This is a genomic window from Klebsiella sp. I138 (genome assembly GCF_051131765.1).
Lineage (GTDB): Bacteria > Pseudomonadota > Gammaproteobacteria > Enterobacterales > Enterobacteriaceae > Klebsiella.
Genome location: NZ_CP180447.1, coordinates 4,816,958 through 4,832,119 on the forward strand (window position 1 = coordinate 4,816,958; position 15,162 = coordinate 4,832,119).

A 15,162-nucleotide genomic window follows, 5' to 3' on the forward strand; every position below is an offset into this window, starting at 1 on the left:
GTTTATATTTTTAGAATGATTTTTAGGTGCCTTAAGACATATTTGAGGCTGGCGCAGCTTCCGTTTCCCGCTCTTTCTGGGTTAATCCTTTGACGTATTTGCTGTATTTCCACCATGCAAATCCAAGGAAAATGACGATTCCACCGACGTTATAGAAAATAATCGTCATGATATTGCCGCCGGTCGGGAAGGTAGAGGCGATAAAGCCGATAGTGAAAATAACAATCAGCATTGAGACGACCACGATACCGGTCGTTCGTGAGCCCATTTTGAAATCGCGCGGCAGGTGATCCAGTTTACGGCGCAGGTTAAGGTACGCCAGCATAATAAACAGCGGTGGCAGCATGGAGGCGGCAGCGGTCATATTAATGATGGTATTCATTAATTCCTGAACGGTGTTGGAACCCAGCATCGGAATAATCATTAACGGGATGACAATCAGGAACTGAATCCATGCTGCGCGAGCCGGTACGCCATTTTTGTTCAGCTCAACGGTCTTCTTGCCGAAAATGCCTTCGGGGATTTCGGAGAAGAAGATCTTCACCGGCGTCGCGGTCCACATCAGCAGCGAGCCGAACATGGCGGTAAAGGAGACGAGGCCGACGAAGCGGTTCATCATGATTTCAGGCAGGCCAAAGTACGCTGCCAGGCCGTGGAACACCTGCACTGAACCGCCGGTAAATTTCAGCTCTTTGCTGCTGACGAAAACGTTAATCAGTACTGAAGAGACAGAATACAGTACGCCAATCACAATCCCGGCAAGGATTATCACTTTGACAAAGGATTTCGAACCGCCTTTGACGTCATTTACGTAGACCGCAACAGACTCTGCCCCGCCGGCCGCCATAAAGATCCAGGTGGTTATCCCAAGGAACGCCCAGTTAAAATTCGGGATCATCGCTTCGACGGTAATCGGGTCCGCCGGCTGTACGCCGCCGACCAGCGCGGTTCCCGCCAGTAAAATATAGGAGAGCGTCAGCAGCAGCATCAATGATGAGGTTACGGACGTTATCGGCCCCAGCATTTTCGCGCCGTTGGTAGAAACCCAGGTGGAGAAGGCGAACAGCGCCATGCTTAGCACCGTTGTTGCCACAGGGGTCAGAATGTACTCGTAGCCTAAAAAGGCGTACGAGGCGTAGGCAATAACGCGTGGCAGCAGGGAAGTAAAAAAGAACAGGTTCACGAACCAGTAGGTATAGGCGGTAATAAACGCCCAACGGCCGCCCAGCGAGCTTTTGACCCAGGCATAGACCCCCGCTTCGGAGGTTTTATTCAGCGACACGAATTCCGCAATGATCAGGCAAAACGGGATGAAGTAGAACAAGGTGGCGAGGAAAAACATCGGCGCCGATGCCAGTCCTAATTCGATATTGTTATTGATAACGTTATTAAAACTGTAAACGGCGGCGAAGGTCAGCGACAGCAGGCCGAACTTACCGATGGTATTACGTTTGGTATCAGACATAACACATCTCCACACATTGTCCTTCAGAGGATGCCGAAGGGGGTTGTGTTGTTTGTAAGACAGAGGTAGTTAAGTAGTGAAGTTAATTTTAGTAAAAGTTTTAGTAAATAACAGAAATAAAACCCGGTTGCTTTAACTCGATCACGAAAAAGCTGAGCGTGACGTAATGACAGGTAGAAAAAATCCCGCCAGCGGGACAAGCGCTGGCGGGAGAACGCGACACGTTATCTGGAGATACCCGGTGCCGTCGCAGCCGACGCTTTCTGGCGCTGCTGCTGTTTTTTCTCAAAGCGGGTGATCCACCACCAGGCAAGGCCTGAGAAGACGGCGGTCATAAAGACGTTGATAAAGAAGGCGTTAACCAGGTCGACACCCGCCGGGAAGGCGGAAGCCGTCATGCTGACCACAAAGATAACAATCAGCATAGAGACGATGCCCATGCCGACCTTGCGCGAGCCCATGCGGAAGTCGCGCGGGGTATCATCGTGTTTCCAGCGTAGAACAAAGTAGGCCACCATAATAAACAGCGGCGGCAGCATTGCAGTGCCGGCGGTCAGATTAATGGCCGTATTCATCATCTGCTGCACGCTGGCGGAGCCGAAGCCGTTAACGATAAGCATCAGGAAGACGAACAGGAACTGCCACCATGCGGCGCGTACCGGTACGCCATGCGCATTCAGTTCGGTGGTTTTCTCGCCGTAGATGCCGGCCGGAATTTCAGAGAAGTGGATTTTTACCGGTGCCGCGGTCCACATCATCATGCTACCGAAGATGGCGATAAACAAAATAACCCCGACAAAGCGGCCCATCAGCAGCTCAGGAATATGGAAGTAAGCTCCCAGTCCGGTAAAGATTTCCACCATCCCACCGGCGTAGGTCAAATCTTCACGTGCGACGAACACGTTGACCAGCAGCGAGCCCAGCGCATACATGCCGCCAATCAATACGCCAGCGGAGATAATGACTTTGATAAACGATTTCTGGCCACCCTTGGTATCGTTCAGATAGGCTGCCACGGTTTCTGCGCCGCCTGCGGCCTGGAAAATCCAGCACATGATGCCCAGCGTGGCCCAGTTGATGGTCGGCTCCATGGCGGAGAGCGTAATCGGCTGTGCCGGGACGTGGCCAGAACTTAATGCGGTAAAGGCGCCGACGACGTAGATAGCAAACAGCGCGAAGACGCCGTAGGCCACGCACTCGGAAATTCTCCCCAGCCACGTCGCCCCTTTCGTCGAGATGTGGGTTGCCATGGCGAACAGCACGATGGAGATCATTGAGGTGACCATTGGGGAGAAGGGAATGGCGTACCCCATCACGGCGTATGAGGCATAGGCCACGACGTTGGGCAGTAGCGAAATGAAAAAGAACAGGTTCACGAACCAGTACAGGAACGAGCCGAGATAGGCCGCCCGTGACCCTAACGGCTGTTTCAGCCAGGCATACATGCCCGATTCGGAATGCTTATTGGCCGAGACAAATTCGGCGATGATAAAGACAAAGGGGATGAAATAGACCACCGTGGCAAACAGGAAGATCGGGGCGGAACTCAACCCTAGCTCAATGTTGTTATTGACGATGTTCCGCACGTTAAACACGGCGGTGAAGGCCATCGACAGCAGGGCGAATTTGCCTATTTTGGCGCGAACTGATTCGGACATAAGTCCTCCGGGAAATCATGTAGCCCGTATTCTGGGCTGGAAACGGTCAGGTCAGCGGGTATCCCGCTGACCTTGGGTATTGCTGAGGACTGCACTACTTATTCAGGAAATAGCCGTCTTCAATCGTTACTTTGAGCACCACTTTTTTGACCGGCGTTTCGCTGATAAAACGGTAGGCCTCATCGTTATCACAAATCACCATCTGTCCTTCATGCACCTGGACGGTCTCACCGAGGCCTTTCAGGTATTCGCGATCCGTCTCATCCCGGTAGCAGGCTACGGTTTGCAGCTGTGCTTTCGCGGCAAACTCGATCTTTTGCTGTCCCTGCAGGTAGTAATGCACCTCGAAGTAGCGGCGATGGCCGGCAAACAGCGCATCGGTGGTGCTGTCATTTTCCACGCGATAGGAGAGTGAGTCCCCGATCGAATGGGCCACGCCAGGGCGAATGTTTTCGATGTTATTAATGGCTTCCACGCAGCGCTGCCATTTACGTCCGCTGTGATAGATCTGCTTAAATTGTTCTAAATTATCAAGAATTCTCATTTTTCAGCCTCGCTGTGTGAAACGGGGGAAAAGAAACCGGCGCCGAAGTCATGGTTCGCCAGCACCTGCGAGGAGCCGCATCCGCCTTCCAGCGGCAGCAGCGTAAAGCCATAGTTGAAGGGGGTGAGCCAGACGCGCCAGCTATCCAGAACTTCGCTGCCCCAGGAGTTGGAGCCAAGGCCGAGCAACCGGGCGTCGATGTTCAGCGTGATGTCGTCGCTGCGCTGGAGTTCGTTGCAGTGCTGGGCTGCGTGCAGATTTTCTGCCGTGTAGTGCCAGGCGCTGACGTTCAACGGCGCACGCGGAACCACCAGCAAACCGCTGCCGTGGCGGTTGGTAAATGACGCCCAGCGTACGTGCTGACGGTTGCCGTTATTCTGTGGGAACGGGTAGTTCTCAAACATGTCGTCAACGCTGGTACGCCAGACATCGATAATATTGCTCTGCTGGCTATCGGCGTAGTTCTCTCCTGGCCCGCGACCGTAATAATTGACCTGCTCAAACTGACCGTTAATCCCCATCATAAAGCCGACGCACGGAACGATATGCGGGTAGTCGCCGTAGCGCTCGCCCTGCAGTTCAACGTTGATATGGCCCTGTGGCGTGATCTGCCAGCGATAGGTACAGCGCATCCCGAAATCAAAAACCGGCGGCGCGATAATCGTCCGCGTAGTGATGATAACGGTCTCGCCCTGCTGTTCAACGCTGAACTCCCGCAGATGCTCCTGCATGATGTGCAGATGGTTCGGCTGCCACAGCCCCTCATATTCCTGTTTATGGTTATCAATCATCGGCTTGAAGAAGTTAATCTTCGGCTCACGGGTCACCTGCTCGCAGCCATTAACCAGCCAGCGGGTCAGTTTGCCGCTGAGTTTAGAGAATTCGACGCGGAAATTATGCCCGGTCAGGGTGTAGCTCAGACGTTCGTCAGCAATCTGCAGCGGCGTTGCGCTGGCATTGGCGAGCGTCGTTTTTGCCGCTGTCTGCGCCTTTAGCGGGAACTGATACACGGCAATATCGTGGTTGGCTTCGCTATACAAGGTCCGGGAATCTTTGGTGACGATGACGTTGACGAATGTTTCACGCGCATCCAGTTCGGGCAGCGCAATCGTGATATCACGACCGCTGTTCGGCGGCAGATCGCGAACTTTTATCGTCTGAGTCGACAGCGTTTCCCCTTCGGCGCGCACTTCAATGCGCAGGGTGTAATCGTCGAGGGTGGAGAACCACAGTTTGTTCTCGATGCGCAGTTCGCCGCGATGGATATCCGTCGCCTGCACCTTGACCGGCGCAATAACCTGCTTGTACTCCCTTAAACCCGGTCCAGGGGTTTGATCGGAGAAGATCAGGCCGTCGAGGCAGAAGTTATAGTTGTTCGGGTAGTCGCCATAGTCGCCGCCGAATTTGTACCATACTGCACCGTTCTCATCGGTGGCCTGAATACCGTGATCGCACCACTCCCACACGTAGTGGCCCTGAATGCTGTCGTGCTGGTAAAAAACGTTCTGGTATTCGGTCAGCCCGCCCGGGCCGTTACCCATGGCGTGGGCATATTCGCAGATAATGCGCGGCTTCTCGTGCGGGTGCTCGCCGAACTCATTCATCAGCGGTACGCGGGTATACATGGTCGAGATGATATCGACGACTTCAGCGTCGCGGTCCTCTTCGTAGTGCACCAGGCGGGTATCATCCAGCGCTTTGGTGGCGTGATACATCGCGCGAATGTTACAGCCGTAGCCGGATTCATTCCCCAGAGACCAGATGATGATTGACGGGTGGTTTTTCTGCGCGTGTACGTGCCGCACGATGCGCTCAACGTATACGTGCTCCCAGCCTGGGTCATCGGTAATGCGGCTCAGGTTGCCGACGTTGGCGAAACCATGGGACTCCACGTCGGTTTCCGCCATCACAAACAGGCCGTAAATATCGCACAGCTCATAAAAGCGCGGATCGTTTGGATAGTGGGCGGTGCGCACCGAGTTGATATTGTGCTGCTTCATCAACAGCAGATCTTTTTCGACGCGATCCATCCCGACGGCGCGGCCTTTCAGATGGTCGTTGTCGTGACGGTTGACGCCATGGAGCATCACGTAATGGTTGTTGATGTAGAACAGGCCATTGCGCACCTTAATGTCGCGAAAGCCGACGCGCTGCGGGATGATTTCGAGCACTTCACCGGCGGCGTTTTTCACCGTCATCACCAGATGATAGAGCCAGGGATTTTCCGCCGACCACTGCTGCGGAGCGGTGACATCAATGGTGAAACCGCTCTCCAGCGATTGCCCGACCGTCAGGCGACCGGTGGTACCCTGATACAGCGCGCTGTCGCCATCAAACAGAGTATATTCCACGCTGACATCGGCAGGCTGGCCGCTCAGGTTTTCCAGCACCAGCTGGCAGGAGAGGGTGGCGTCGCGGTAATCGTCATTAAAATCAGTACGTACGGTAAAGTCCTGCACGTGAAGTGGATTTTTACCCACCAGGTAGACATCGCGGAAGATCCCCGCCATCCACCACATATCCTGGTCTTCAATATAGGTGGAGTCTGCCCACTGCATTACCCGCACGCACAGCAGGTTATCACCGGTTTTCACCGCCGCGCTGATATCAAACTCGGCGGTCAGACGGCTGCCTTTGCTGAAGCCAATATACTGGCCGTTGACGTAGACTTCGAAGTAGGTCTCGACGCCGTCGAACTTAATCAGGGTCTGCTTACCCTGCCAGCCGTCGCCGAGGGTGAAGATGCGCTGATAGGCGCCGGTTGGGTTGTCAGTTGGTACGTACGGCACGTCAATCGGGAAGGGAAAACCTTCATCGGTATACTGAAGCTGCCCGTGGCCTTCCATCTGCCACATTCCCGGCACGGTGATCGGACCCCAGCCCGCGATATATTCGCGGGTGAACGCCTCCGGAACCAGCAGCGGGTGCGTGAAGAAGCGGAAGTTCCATTGCCCGCTAAGCGATAAAAAGCGGCTGCTGGTTTCGCGGACAAAGGTGCGCGCCTGCGCCAGCGTATCGTAAGAGAAGAAATACGCTCGCGGCGGCAGCCTGTTTTCATGAGTCAGTTGAAGATTTTCCCAGCGATTCATATCGCCTCCCTGTACGGATCTGATGTAATACGGCTATTTTAGTAAAACTTTTACTAAATAAAATGGGCAGGGATGATTTACTTTAACTCGATCACAAAATGAGCGCTGTCAGAGGGGGACGAACGTGCAAATCAGAAAATACCGGGGAGCGGAATTTTACCGCATTTACGCCGGGATGGACGTAGAGGAAGTCTCCCCGGCCGGCCTGGTGCCGTCGGGGAAGTTTCGCGCGAAGAGGGTGTTATCGGGTGGTGCCGCGCAGCTTCAGGACGCTGGGGACAAAGACGTTCAGCGGTAATGCCCGGCCATCGCGGGCTTTTTCGTACAGCAGGTTCACCCCCTGGCTTCCCATCATTTCTGAGTGGATGCGCACGGTCGACAGCGGCGGGAAGGTGAAACGCGCGGTCGGAATATCATTCACGCTGATTAACGAGATATCTTCAGGTATCGACAGGCCGCGTTCGTGAATGGCGCGCAGGACGCCGATGGCAATCGAGTCCGAGGCGACAAATAGCGCCATCGGGTAGTCTTCCTGAGCCAGCATGGTTTTCGCCAGCTCATAGCCCGACGAGCTGGAGAAACCGCCGCGCCAGATATCACCCTGTGAGACCACGCCTTTTAGCTGTCCGTACTCAACGAATGCCATTTCGCGGATATCGGCTTTGCCGGGTTCATCCTGGCCACCGATAAAGCCAATGCGTGAAGCCCCCTGGGCGATAAAGAAGTCGATCACCTCTTTGGCGATGCGCACCAGATCGATATCCACCGCATCGTAACTGCTGTCTGGCTCATGAAAATCGATAAAGCAGATATTGTCGGTCAGCGCGGTGGCGGCTTCGCGAATGGCGCGGGAAGGCTTGCCGACGATCAGTACGCCGGTGGCTTTTTTCAGTTCGGGTAGCGCACTGTTGAGGTAGCAGTTGGTCAGCTCGATCCCCAGTTTTTCGCACTGGGTTTCAATCCCGTGGCGGATTGCCAGATAGTAAGGATCGTTAATCTCTAGATCCTGCTGGTAGCTGTAGAGCGCCAGAATATGGTGATGGCCCACGGCATGAACCTGCGCCTTACGCGAACTGCTGCTTTTATATTCCAGCTTCTCCGCAATCTCCAGGATACGGTGCTTGGTCTCTTCTTTCACGTTCAGGGTCGGATCGTCGTTTAATACCCGTGAAACCGTCGCCAGTGAGACACCCGCTTCGGTTGCGATATCTTTGAGTGTTGCCATCTTATTCCTTATCTGACGTTGCCCCATCTGCGCCCGCCCATTGTAAAGCAAGCTTGGGTTCCTGCATCTGTTTTCAGTAAATATTGCTGGTTTTATTCGCAGCGAACGGGGTCTTTTTTCCGCCATAAAGAGTGACGGAAGTAACATTCCTGTCAGCGGGATGCTGAACAAATCATTAAACTTGCTATATTTTACTAAAATTTTACTGGAGGTAAACGATGGATACTGTTGCTTACGATGATTTTGCCAGACTGGAAATGCGTACCGGGAAGATTGTTGAGGTTAAACGGCATGAGAATGCCGATAAGCTGTATATCGCGAAGATTGATATTGGCGAGCGTATCTTGCAAACGGTGACAAGCCTGGTGCCTTACTACAGCGAACAGGAGCTGTTGGGAAAAACGGTGGTGGTGCTGTGCAATCTGGCGAAGGCCAAAATGCGGGGTGAAACGTCGGAGTGCATGCTGCTGTGCGCAGAGACTGAGGATGGCAGCGAAAGCGTGTTGCTGACGCCGGAGCGTCTGATGCCACCTGGCGTACGGGTGGTTTAAGCTTCGTTTCTCTGCGTGAGGATATCGGCGATACCGCAGGAAAAGCGCCTCTCCCCGATGGGGAGAGGACAGCGCAGAGTAGAGAGCATCAGGCCTCTTCTACGGCAACCCGCAGTGCAGCCAGCGCCTGACGCGCCGCGCTGAGCACCTGCTCGCACTGATCGAGCGTCAGCGTCAGCGGCGGTTCGATGCGAATGGTTTTGGCATTATTTAACGTTCCGGCCACCAGAACCCGCTGGCGGAACATCTCGCTGGCAAAGTTATAGCCGATTTCGTTATCCACGAACTCAATCGCCATCAACATTCCTTTACCGCGTACTTCATTCACCAGATCCGGATACTCGTTGGAAAGCTGACGGAAGCCGTTTAGCAGCAGTTCACCTTTCTGTTCCGCCTGGGCCGGCAGGTTCTGCGTCAGCAGGACGTTGATCGTTGCCAGCGCTGCGGCACAGGCCAGCGGGTTACCGCCGAAGGTGGTGGTATGCAGAAACGGATTGTCGAACAGCACCGAGAACACCTCTTCGGTAGCAATCGTCGCACCAATGGGCATAACGCCGCCGCCGAGTGCTTTAGCAAGGCACAGAATGTCCGGCTGGACGTTCTCGTGCTCGCAGGCAAACATTTTGCCGGTGCGCCCCATGCCGGTTTGCACTTCGTCGAGGATCAGCAGTGCGCCAAACTCATCGCACAGCTTGCGCACCGCGGGCAGGTAGCCCTGCGGCGGCAGGATCACCCCCCCTTCGCCCTGTATCGGCTCGAGGATCACCGCCGCGACGTCATCACCGGTTTTCTTGCACTCGCTCAGCAGCGTGCGCATGGCGTTGATATCGCCAAACGGTACGTGGCGGAACCCCGGCAGCAGCGGCATAAACGGTTTACGGAAGGTCGACTTGGCGGTGGCAGAAAGTGCGCCCAGGGATTTACCATGGAAAGCGCCGCTGGTCGCGACGAAGGTAAATTTACCACGCGGTGACTGATAGGCTTTGGCGAGCTTCAGCGCCGCTTCGACCGATTCCGTGCCGCTATTACAGAAGAAGCTGTATTTCAGCTTGCCGGGCGTTAACGCGGCCAGCGTTTTCGCCAGCATGGCCCGCAGCGGGTCAAGCAGTTCCTGACTATGAAGAGGTTGTTTAGCGAGCTGATGCTCGACGGCGGAAATCACAACTGGATTACGGTGCCCTACATTAAAAATTCCAAAGCCACCCAGACAATCAACAAACTCTTGTCCCTGAGTGTCGACAAGCGTATTTAACCCTCCCGCTTGCCACTCTACGGCTCCGTAATCCCCGCCAGCGGTGACCGATTTTCGGTACTCTAAAAACCCGGGATTCACATGCTCTTTAAAGTATTCCCTGACCTCCTGGTTAAGTGCTTTCATCTCCTCATGATCAAGCGTTCGCTTCTCAATGAGATTCAGTGCGTGTGCGCTGCAGGCCAGAGCCGATGCGCTGGAAGGTAACCTGTTCAAAGTGAGCTCCTGGGACGGGCGTATCACATGATACTGAAGTAAGTATTGCAGGGATTACGCCACTTCGGCACGGGAGCTGAAAATCGGGATAAACGCAGCGCGAAAGCGCATTTGCGCGAAATTTAATCTCACGGCGATATTTTTGGCATGTTTTACTCCTGAACGGGAAACATGACCTGGTGGGAAGCATTCCGCCGCGTGCTTCGCGGCGGTGCAGATTGCCCAATATGAGGGCACAAAGGGGGCTAAGATATCGCCCCGGAGAGATTAATCGAGCTGGGAAATCTCCATCGCCGCCCGGTCAATGACGGCGACGATCTGTTTCAGCTGGGCTTCGCTGATGGACTGCTGGTTAACTTTTAAATCCAGTACGGCTTTAAAGTTCTCCAGTGCCCGCTTCATTTGCGGGTTTTTGCGCAGCTCACAGCCGACCATTCGCGCCTGTAAACGTTCCTGGATATGGCCAAGATGTTCCAGATTCTCGGCGTGCAGAAGGCTCCCTTCTTCAGTAATGGCGATTTTTTTGCGGCCATTTTCCTCTTCTACGCTGATAAGGCCCTGATCCTGAAGGAGATCAAGAGTTGGATAGATAACGCCCGGGCTTGGACTGTAGTTGCCCTGAGTCAGATTCTCTATCTCTTTAATCAGCTCGTAGCCGTGGCTGGCATTGCGGGTGAGGATATCGAGGATAACCAGACGCAATTCGCCGTGGCCAAAGAAACGCTGACGGCGTCCGCCGCCACCGCCGCCCCTGCGGCCGTGTTCGCCATGTTCGCCGCCTCGACGGCCATGCTCCCCGCGTTCGCCGTGTTCACCGTGGTGCCCACGTGGCCCACGACCGTCTTCATGATGATGTCGCATAGTTTGCTCCTGTATGTTTTGATATATCTAATCTATATCTAAAAAATAATACTTAGCAAGGATGAATCGTAATATTTTTATATCTATATGATTTATAGCGATTTAATTTTCATGTGTGGACTTTATTGCTTTTTATCATGGCTATATCAAAAAAAACTTGCATTCTTTTTTAATGGCAATCATTATCATTTGGGTAAAGTTTAGATATATCTATAAAGTTCACGAAGGCGAATGATGATGATAAAAACGAAAGAACCTCAGTACCCGCAACGCGTTCGTAACGAGCTGCGTTTCCGTGAGTTAACCGTACTGCGCGTTGAGCGCGTCGGCGCCGCATTCCAGCGTATTGTGCTGGGTGGTGACGCGCTGGACGGTTTTGTTTCCCAGGGGTTTGACGATCATACCAAACTCTTTTTCCCGGAAGCCGGCGCCGCGTTTACGCCGCCGCAGGTGACGGAAGAGGGCGTTAACTGGGGCGAGGGCGTTCGCCCGGCAACCCGTGACTACACGCCGCTGTATGATGCTGAACGTCATGAGCTGGCGTATGACTTTTTCATCCACGATGGCGGTATCGCCAGCCGCTGGGCGCTGGCGGCAAACGTTGGTGATAAGCTGGTGATTGGTGGTCCGCGCGGCTCCCTGGTGGTGCCGGAAGATTATGCCTGGCAACTGTATGTCTGTGACGAGTCCGGTATGCCTGCGCTACGCCGTCGTCTTCTGGGCCTTAGCCGTCTGCCGGTGCGCCCGCAGGTCACGGCGTTGGTAACGATCGGCGAGGAGTCGTACAAAGATTATCTGGCGGATCTGCAGGGCTTTAATATTGAGTGGATCGTCGGCCATCATTCGCCCATCGTGGCGGAACGTCTGGCTCAGGTCAGCGTGCCTGCGGAAGATTACTTTATCTGGGTGACCGGTGAAGGCGCAGTGGTGAAATCGCTGCTCGGTCGTTTTGAAAATGACGAGATTGACCCGCAGCTGGTACGTTCCCAGGCCTACTGGCACACTAAATAGTGTGATTCCCGGGCAGTCGCGTCAATGCCTTGCCCGGGATACCGGCCGTTCAGTTCTGGCGCCCGGCTAAGCGTTGCGCCGCCGGGATGTTCAGCCGGTGAGCGCGGGCTTAGCTGCGGCGTTGTTCTGTCAGGGTTTTAAAGACCTGCGCCACCGCGTGGGCACCGGGGTCCATATTACCCAGCAGGCTGTCGCTATTGAGATACGATGCCCGTCCGGCGTTGGCTTTGCTGGCGTGGCAGGTGCGTTCGGCGCCCGCTTGCGCAGCGGCAAAGGCCGCCTGCATATCCATCGGCGCGGCAAGCAGCGACGCCAGCGCTGGCTGCAGCGCATCAATCATGGTGCGATCGCCCTCATCCGCTCCGCCGTAAAACTTCATTTGTGCCAGACCGGCATTTAAGGCCTCCGGGATACCGGCGCCTTGTTCCAGCTTCTGCCCGGCGGCGGTAAAGAAGATAGACATCAGCACGCCGCTCGAACCGCCCATCACCACCGTCAGACGCTCGCCGATCAGGGCGAACAGCGTCGCGAGATTGCCGAGCGGCAGCTGCTGGCGGTGCAGCAGGTCGGCGATATCGCGCGCGCCGGCGGCAAAAGTAGAGCCGGTATCGCCATCGCCGACTTTGGCATCCAGCGCATTCAGGTGCGTCTCCAGGCCAGACAAGGTTCCGGTTATCTGGTCGACATAGCCCGCGACGTCGTGATTGTCAGAAGGCTGAAACGCCACGCGGGTGCTGCGCAGTGAAGAGGGCATCACTTCAATCGTTCGCGGCTGCACCGGCGCCTGCCAGCTGGCTGTTTCAACCGCGGAAAGCAGCGCTTTTTCAATGCTCTCTTCCAGCACGATGGCCGTTATCGAGAAACCTTTCATATCCAGCGCCGTCACCAGTGATGCAGGGCCTATCAGCCAGTCAATTCGCTGATGGAGCGGTGTGTCGGCCAGTTCACGCGTCAGAATCGCCATTTCCGCTACCGACACGCCGCCGAGGTTATTAAGCATGACCGCCAGGCGGCCGGTTTGCGGCAGGGCGGCGGTCAGTTTCTCGACCATCAGACGGACAATCTGCGCGCTGTTCTGGGTGGCGATGACCGAGGCTCCGGGTTCACCATGAATGCCCATGCCCAGTTCAGCCTGGTCAGGATGGTGACGTGGTGCCGTTTCAGCGTCCTGCGGCAGGTGACAGCTGGAGAGCGCGAGGCCGAGGCTACAGGTTTTGTCCGCTGCATAGCGGGCTTCGCGCAGCACGGTGGCCAGGTTATAGCCACATTCGGCAAAATAACCGGCCACTTTATGCACCAGGATGGTTCCGGCGATGCCGCGCGGATGCTTGTTGTCCGGCAGAGAGATATCGTCCCCGACAATAAGCATCTCGACGTTATAGCCCAGACGGCGAGCTTTCTCCGCGGCGAGGCCAAAGTTAAGGCGATCGCCGGTATAGTTTTTAACGATCAGCAGACAGCCCGCTTCACCGGTTACCGCCTGAATCGCGGTCAGGACCGCATCTACGCTCGGGGAGGCAAAAATATCGCCGCAAACCGCAGCGGTGAGCATCCCTTTGCCGACAAAACCGACGTGGGCTGGTTCATGACCGGAGCCACCGCCGGAGATGACCGCGACGTTGCTTTTGTTCAGGTTGCGGCGGACGACCACGCGGATCGCCGGGTCGCTCTCCAGCCGCGCCAGGTTATTCCACGGACTGGCAATAATCGTTCCTTCAATGACATCGTCGACGAGGCGGGCGCGCTGATTAAAAAAGAATTGAGACATAACGGTTCCTGGAGATTGAGCGTAAACAGTATCCCCGGAGGCGGAGCCTCCGGCGTAAAAAATAGGGTACAGAGAATGTCGAACGAAGAGTTACGTGCGGATAACGCGTTTGCCGGCGACATCGAGCGTGAGGGATTCACCGTCGCGTATGTGCTTCAGGGCCTCTCCCTGCTGGCACAGGCAGGCGATGCCGGCTTCGCGGGCGATGATCGCGCCGTGAGAAACCTCGCTTCCTTCCCGCAGGCAAATCCCTTTGACCCACCGGGTGTCCAGCTGCAAGACGGTGGACGGGAAGATATCCTCGGCGATGATAATTGTCGGCTCATGCAGCGCCCTCGATTCCTCGCTGTTGCCTTGCAGATGGCGCAACGTCCGGTGGAGCAGATCGTCGATATCAATAGAACGTGCCTGCAGATAGGGATCGTTTAGCTGGCGGTACTGCTGGCTGAGATCGGTCAGCACCTGAGACCACGCCCATTCCGCATTGCAGCGCTCCTGGCGCACGATGTCACAGGCGGCTTCATAGAGATCAGGGTCGTCGAGCAGCGTGTGGTGACCGGAGAAAATCGCCGCGATATCGGCAGAATAGCGATCCTCCGCCAGGGTAGTCAGCGCATTGAGATCGTCCAGCGTCCGATCGATTGCCTGCTGGAGGCGCCGCTGTTCATTGGCGATATCGGTGCCGTTTTGCCGCTCAGGCCGGGTGTCAGGCAGCAGATAGCGTACTGCTTTCCCTTGAACGCGCGCGGCGGCGGGGCGAGAGACCGCTGGCGTTGCCTCCGGCTGCTCGCCAAAGTTCTCCGCTGCCAGCGCCTGAAATGCCGCCAGCGCCGCCTCGGCATCCGGCCCGCGGGCCAGCAGCCTCAATGTATCGTTGCGGCGTACCTGAAGCAGGGCAATTTGATTAATACTGTCCGGCGAGACGCATTTGCCGCCTTTTTCCAGCACCAGATCGGCATTGAAGCCGGCTAATGCGGCGACCAGACGCGATGCCGGACGAACGTGCAAACCGTTGTGGTTTTTAATGACCACGGAGACGGACTGGCCGCTCAGATCGTCGGCCATTGCCGTGGCCTCGCCAGCGTCTTGTGAGAGCGATGGTAACCCCAGCTGTACGCGCTTAGCTTCCAGGGCGTTCATGGCGTCGGCGATCACTTTATCAATGTCCGATCCGGTAGCGGCGCTGACCGTTGCTGCCAGCGTGCCCTCTACCAGCGGGGCCGCGCACAGGCGAACCTTTGCCGCAATCGCCGGATCGAGAAGATCCAGCGCGGTTTCCGCACTGAGCAGGGCGCTGCCAATATCCATCATCACCAGTACGTGATCGGTATCGGCAACGGATTCAATTGCCTCCATTACCTTGACGGGATCGGTGCCGATCGGATTTTCAGGATCGTCAATGCCGGCGGCGATCGCCAGCTTACAGTCGTCGCCCATTAACATCTGCCGGGCCAGTTCCCCGACACCTTCGCCCAGCCGGGCGCTATGAGAAACAATCACCAGGTTTACCATCGCTTTATCC

Annotated in this window: 11 protein-coding genes; 2 read left to right on the top strand and 9 right to left on the bottom strand. The window is 55.6% G+C overall.

Annotated elements, in window-relative coordinates:
- Positions 1-31 precede the first annotated feature (31 nt).
- The 5 genes from ACMYSK_RS22580 to ebgR all read right to left on the bottom strand — a co-directional run bounded on the left by ACMYSK_RS22580 (position 32) and on the right by ebgR (position 7,981).
- A complete protein-coding gene (locus ACMYSK_RS22580; RefSeq protein ID WP_434638620.1) occupies positions 32-1,465 on the bottom strand; it encodes an amino acid permease in 1,434 nt (477 codons plus the stop codon).
- A 224-nt stretch (positions 1,466-1,689) separates the two neighbouring features.
- The gene (locus ACMYSK_RS22585) at positions 1,690-3,123 is read right to left on the bottom strand and encodes an amino acid permease (RefSeq protein ID WP_434638621.1); all 1,434 of its coding nucleotides are present in this window, start codon (positions 3,121-3,123) and stop codon (positions 1,690-1,692) included.
- Positions 3,124-3,217: 94 nt separating this feature from the next.
- Complete coding sequence (locus ACMYSK_RS22590) at positions 3,218-3,667, bottom strand: beta-galactosidase subunit beta (RefSeq protein ID WP_064359231.1); 450 nt, start codon at positions 3,665-3,667, stop codon at positions 3,218-3,220.
- A complete protein-coding gene (gene ebgA / locus ACMYSK_RS22595; protein ID WP_434638622.1) occupies positions 3,664-6,756 on the bottom strand; it encodes a beta-galactosidase subunit alpha in 3,093 nt (1,030 codons plus the stop codon). Before ebgA ends, ACMYSK_RS22590 begins: the two co-directional genes overlap by 4 nt.
- 241 nt (positions 6,757-6,997) lie before the next feature.
- Positions 6,998-7,981 (bottom strand): transcriptional regulator EbgR, encoded by a 984-nt coding sequence (ebgR, locus tag ACMYSK_RS22600; RefSeq protein ID WP_064359229.1) that lies wholly within the window; start codon positions 7,979-7,981, stop codon positions 6,998-7,000.
- A 218-nt stretch (positions 7,982-8,199) separates the two neighbouring features.
- Between ebgR and ACMYSK_RS22605 the strand changes: the two genes are divergently transcribed.
- Complete coding sequence (locus tag ACMYSK_RS22605; protein WP_065907099.1) at positions 8,200-8,532, top strand: tRNA-binding protein; 333 nt, start codon at positions 8,200-8,202, stop codon at positions 8,530-8,532.
- An 88-nt stretch (positions 8,533-8,620) separates the two neighbouring features.
- Here ACMYSK_RS22605 and ygjG read toward each other — a convergent pair whose 3' ends face one another.
- Both ygjG and ACMYSK_RS22615 read right to left on the bottom strand, forming a co-directional pair.
- A complete protein-coding gene (gene ygjG / locus ACMYSK_RS22610; RefSeq protein ID WP_434638623.1) occupies positions 8,621-10,000 on the bottom strand; it encodes a putrescine aminotransferase in 1,380 nt (459 codons plus the stop codon).
- 267 nt (positions 10,001-10,267) lie between these two features.
- Positions 10,268-10,861 (bottom strand): PadR family transcriptional regulator, encoded by a 594-nt coding sequence (locus ACMYSK_RS22615; protein WP_434638624.1) that lies wholly within the window; start codon positions 10,859-10,861, stop codon positions 10,268-10,270.
- A 234-nt stretch (positions 10,862-11,095) separates the two neighbouring features.
- Between ACMYSK_RS22615 and ACMYSK_RS22620 the strand changes: the two genes are divergently transcribed.
- Positions 11,096-11,872 (top strand): siderophore-interacting protein, encoded by a 777-nt coding sequence (locus ACMYSK_RS22620; protein ID WP_434644281.1) that lies wholly within the window; start codon positions 11,096-11,098, stop codon positions 11,870-11,872.
- Positions 11,873-11,981: 109 nt separating this feature from the next.
- Here ACMYSK_RS22620 and ACMYSK_RS22625 read toward each other — a convergent pair whose 3' ends face one another.
- Positions 11,982-13,640, bottom strand: coding sequence for a glycerone kinase (locus ACMYSK_RS22625; RefSeq protein ID WP_434638626.1), 1,659 nt, complete (start codon positions 13,638-13,640; stop codon positions 11,982-11,984).
- A 90-nt stretch (positions 13,641-13,730) separates the two neighbouring features.
- Positions 13,731-15,152, bottom strand: coding sequence for a dihydroxyacetone kinase phosphoryl donor subunit DhaM (dhaM, locus tag ACMYSK_RS22630; RefSeq protein WP_434638627.1), 1,422 nt, complete (start codon positions 15,150-15,152; stop codon positions 13,731-13,733).
- Positions 15,153-15,162 lie beyond the last annotated feature (10 nt).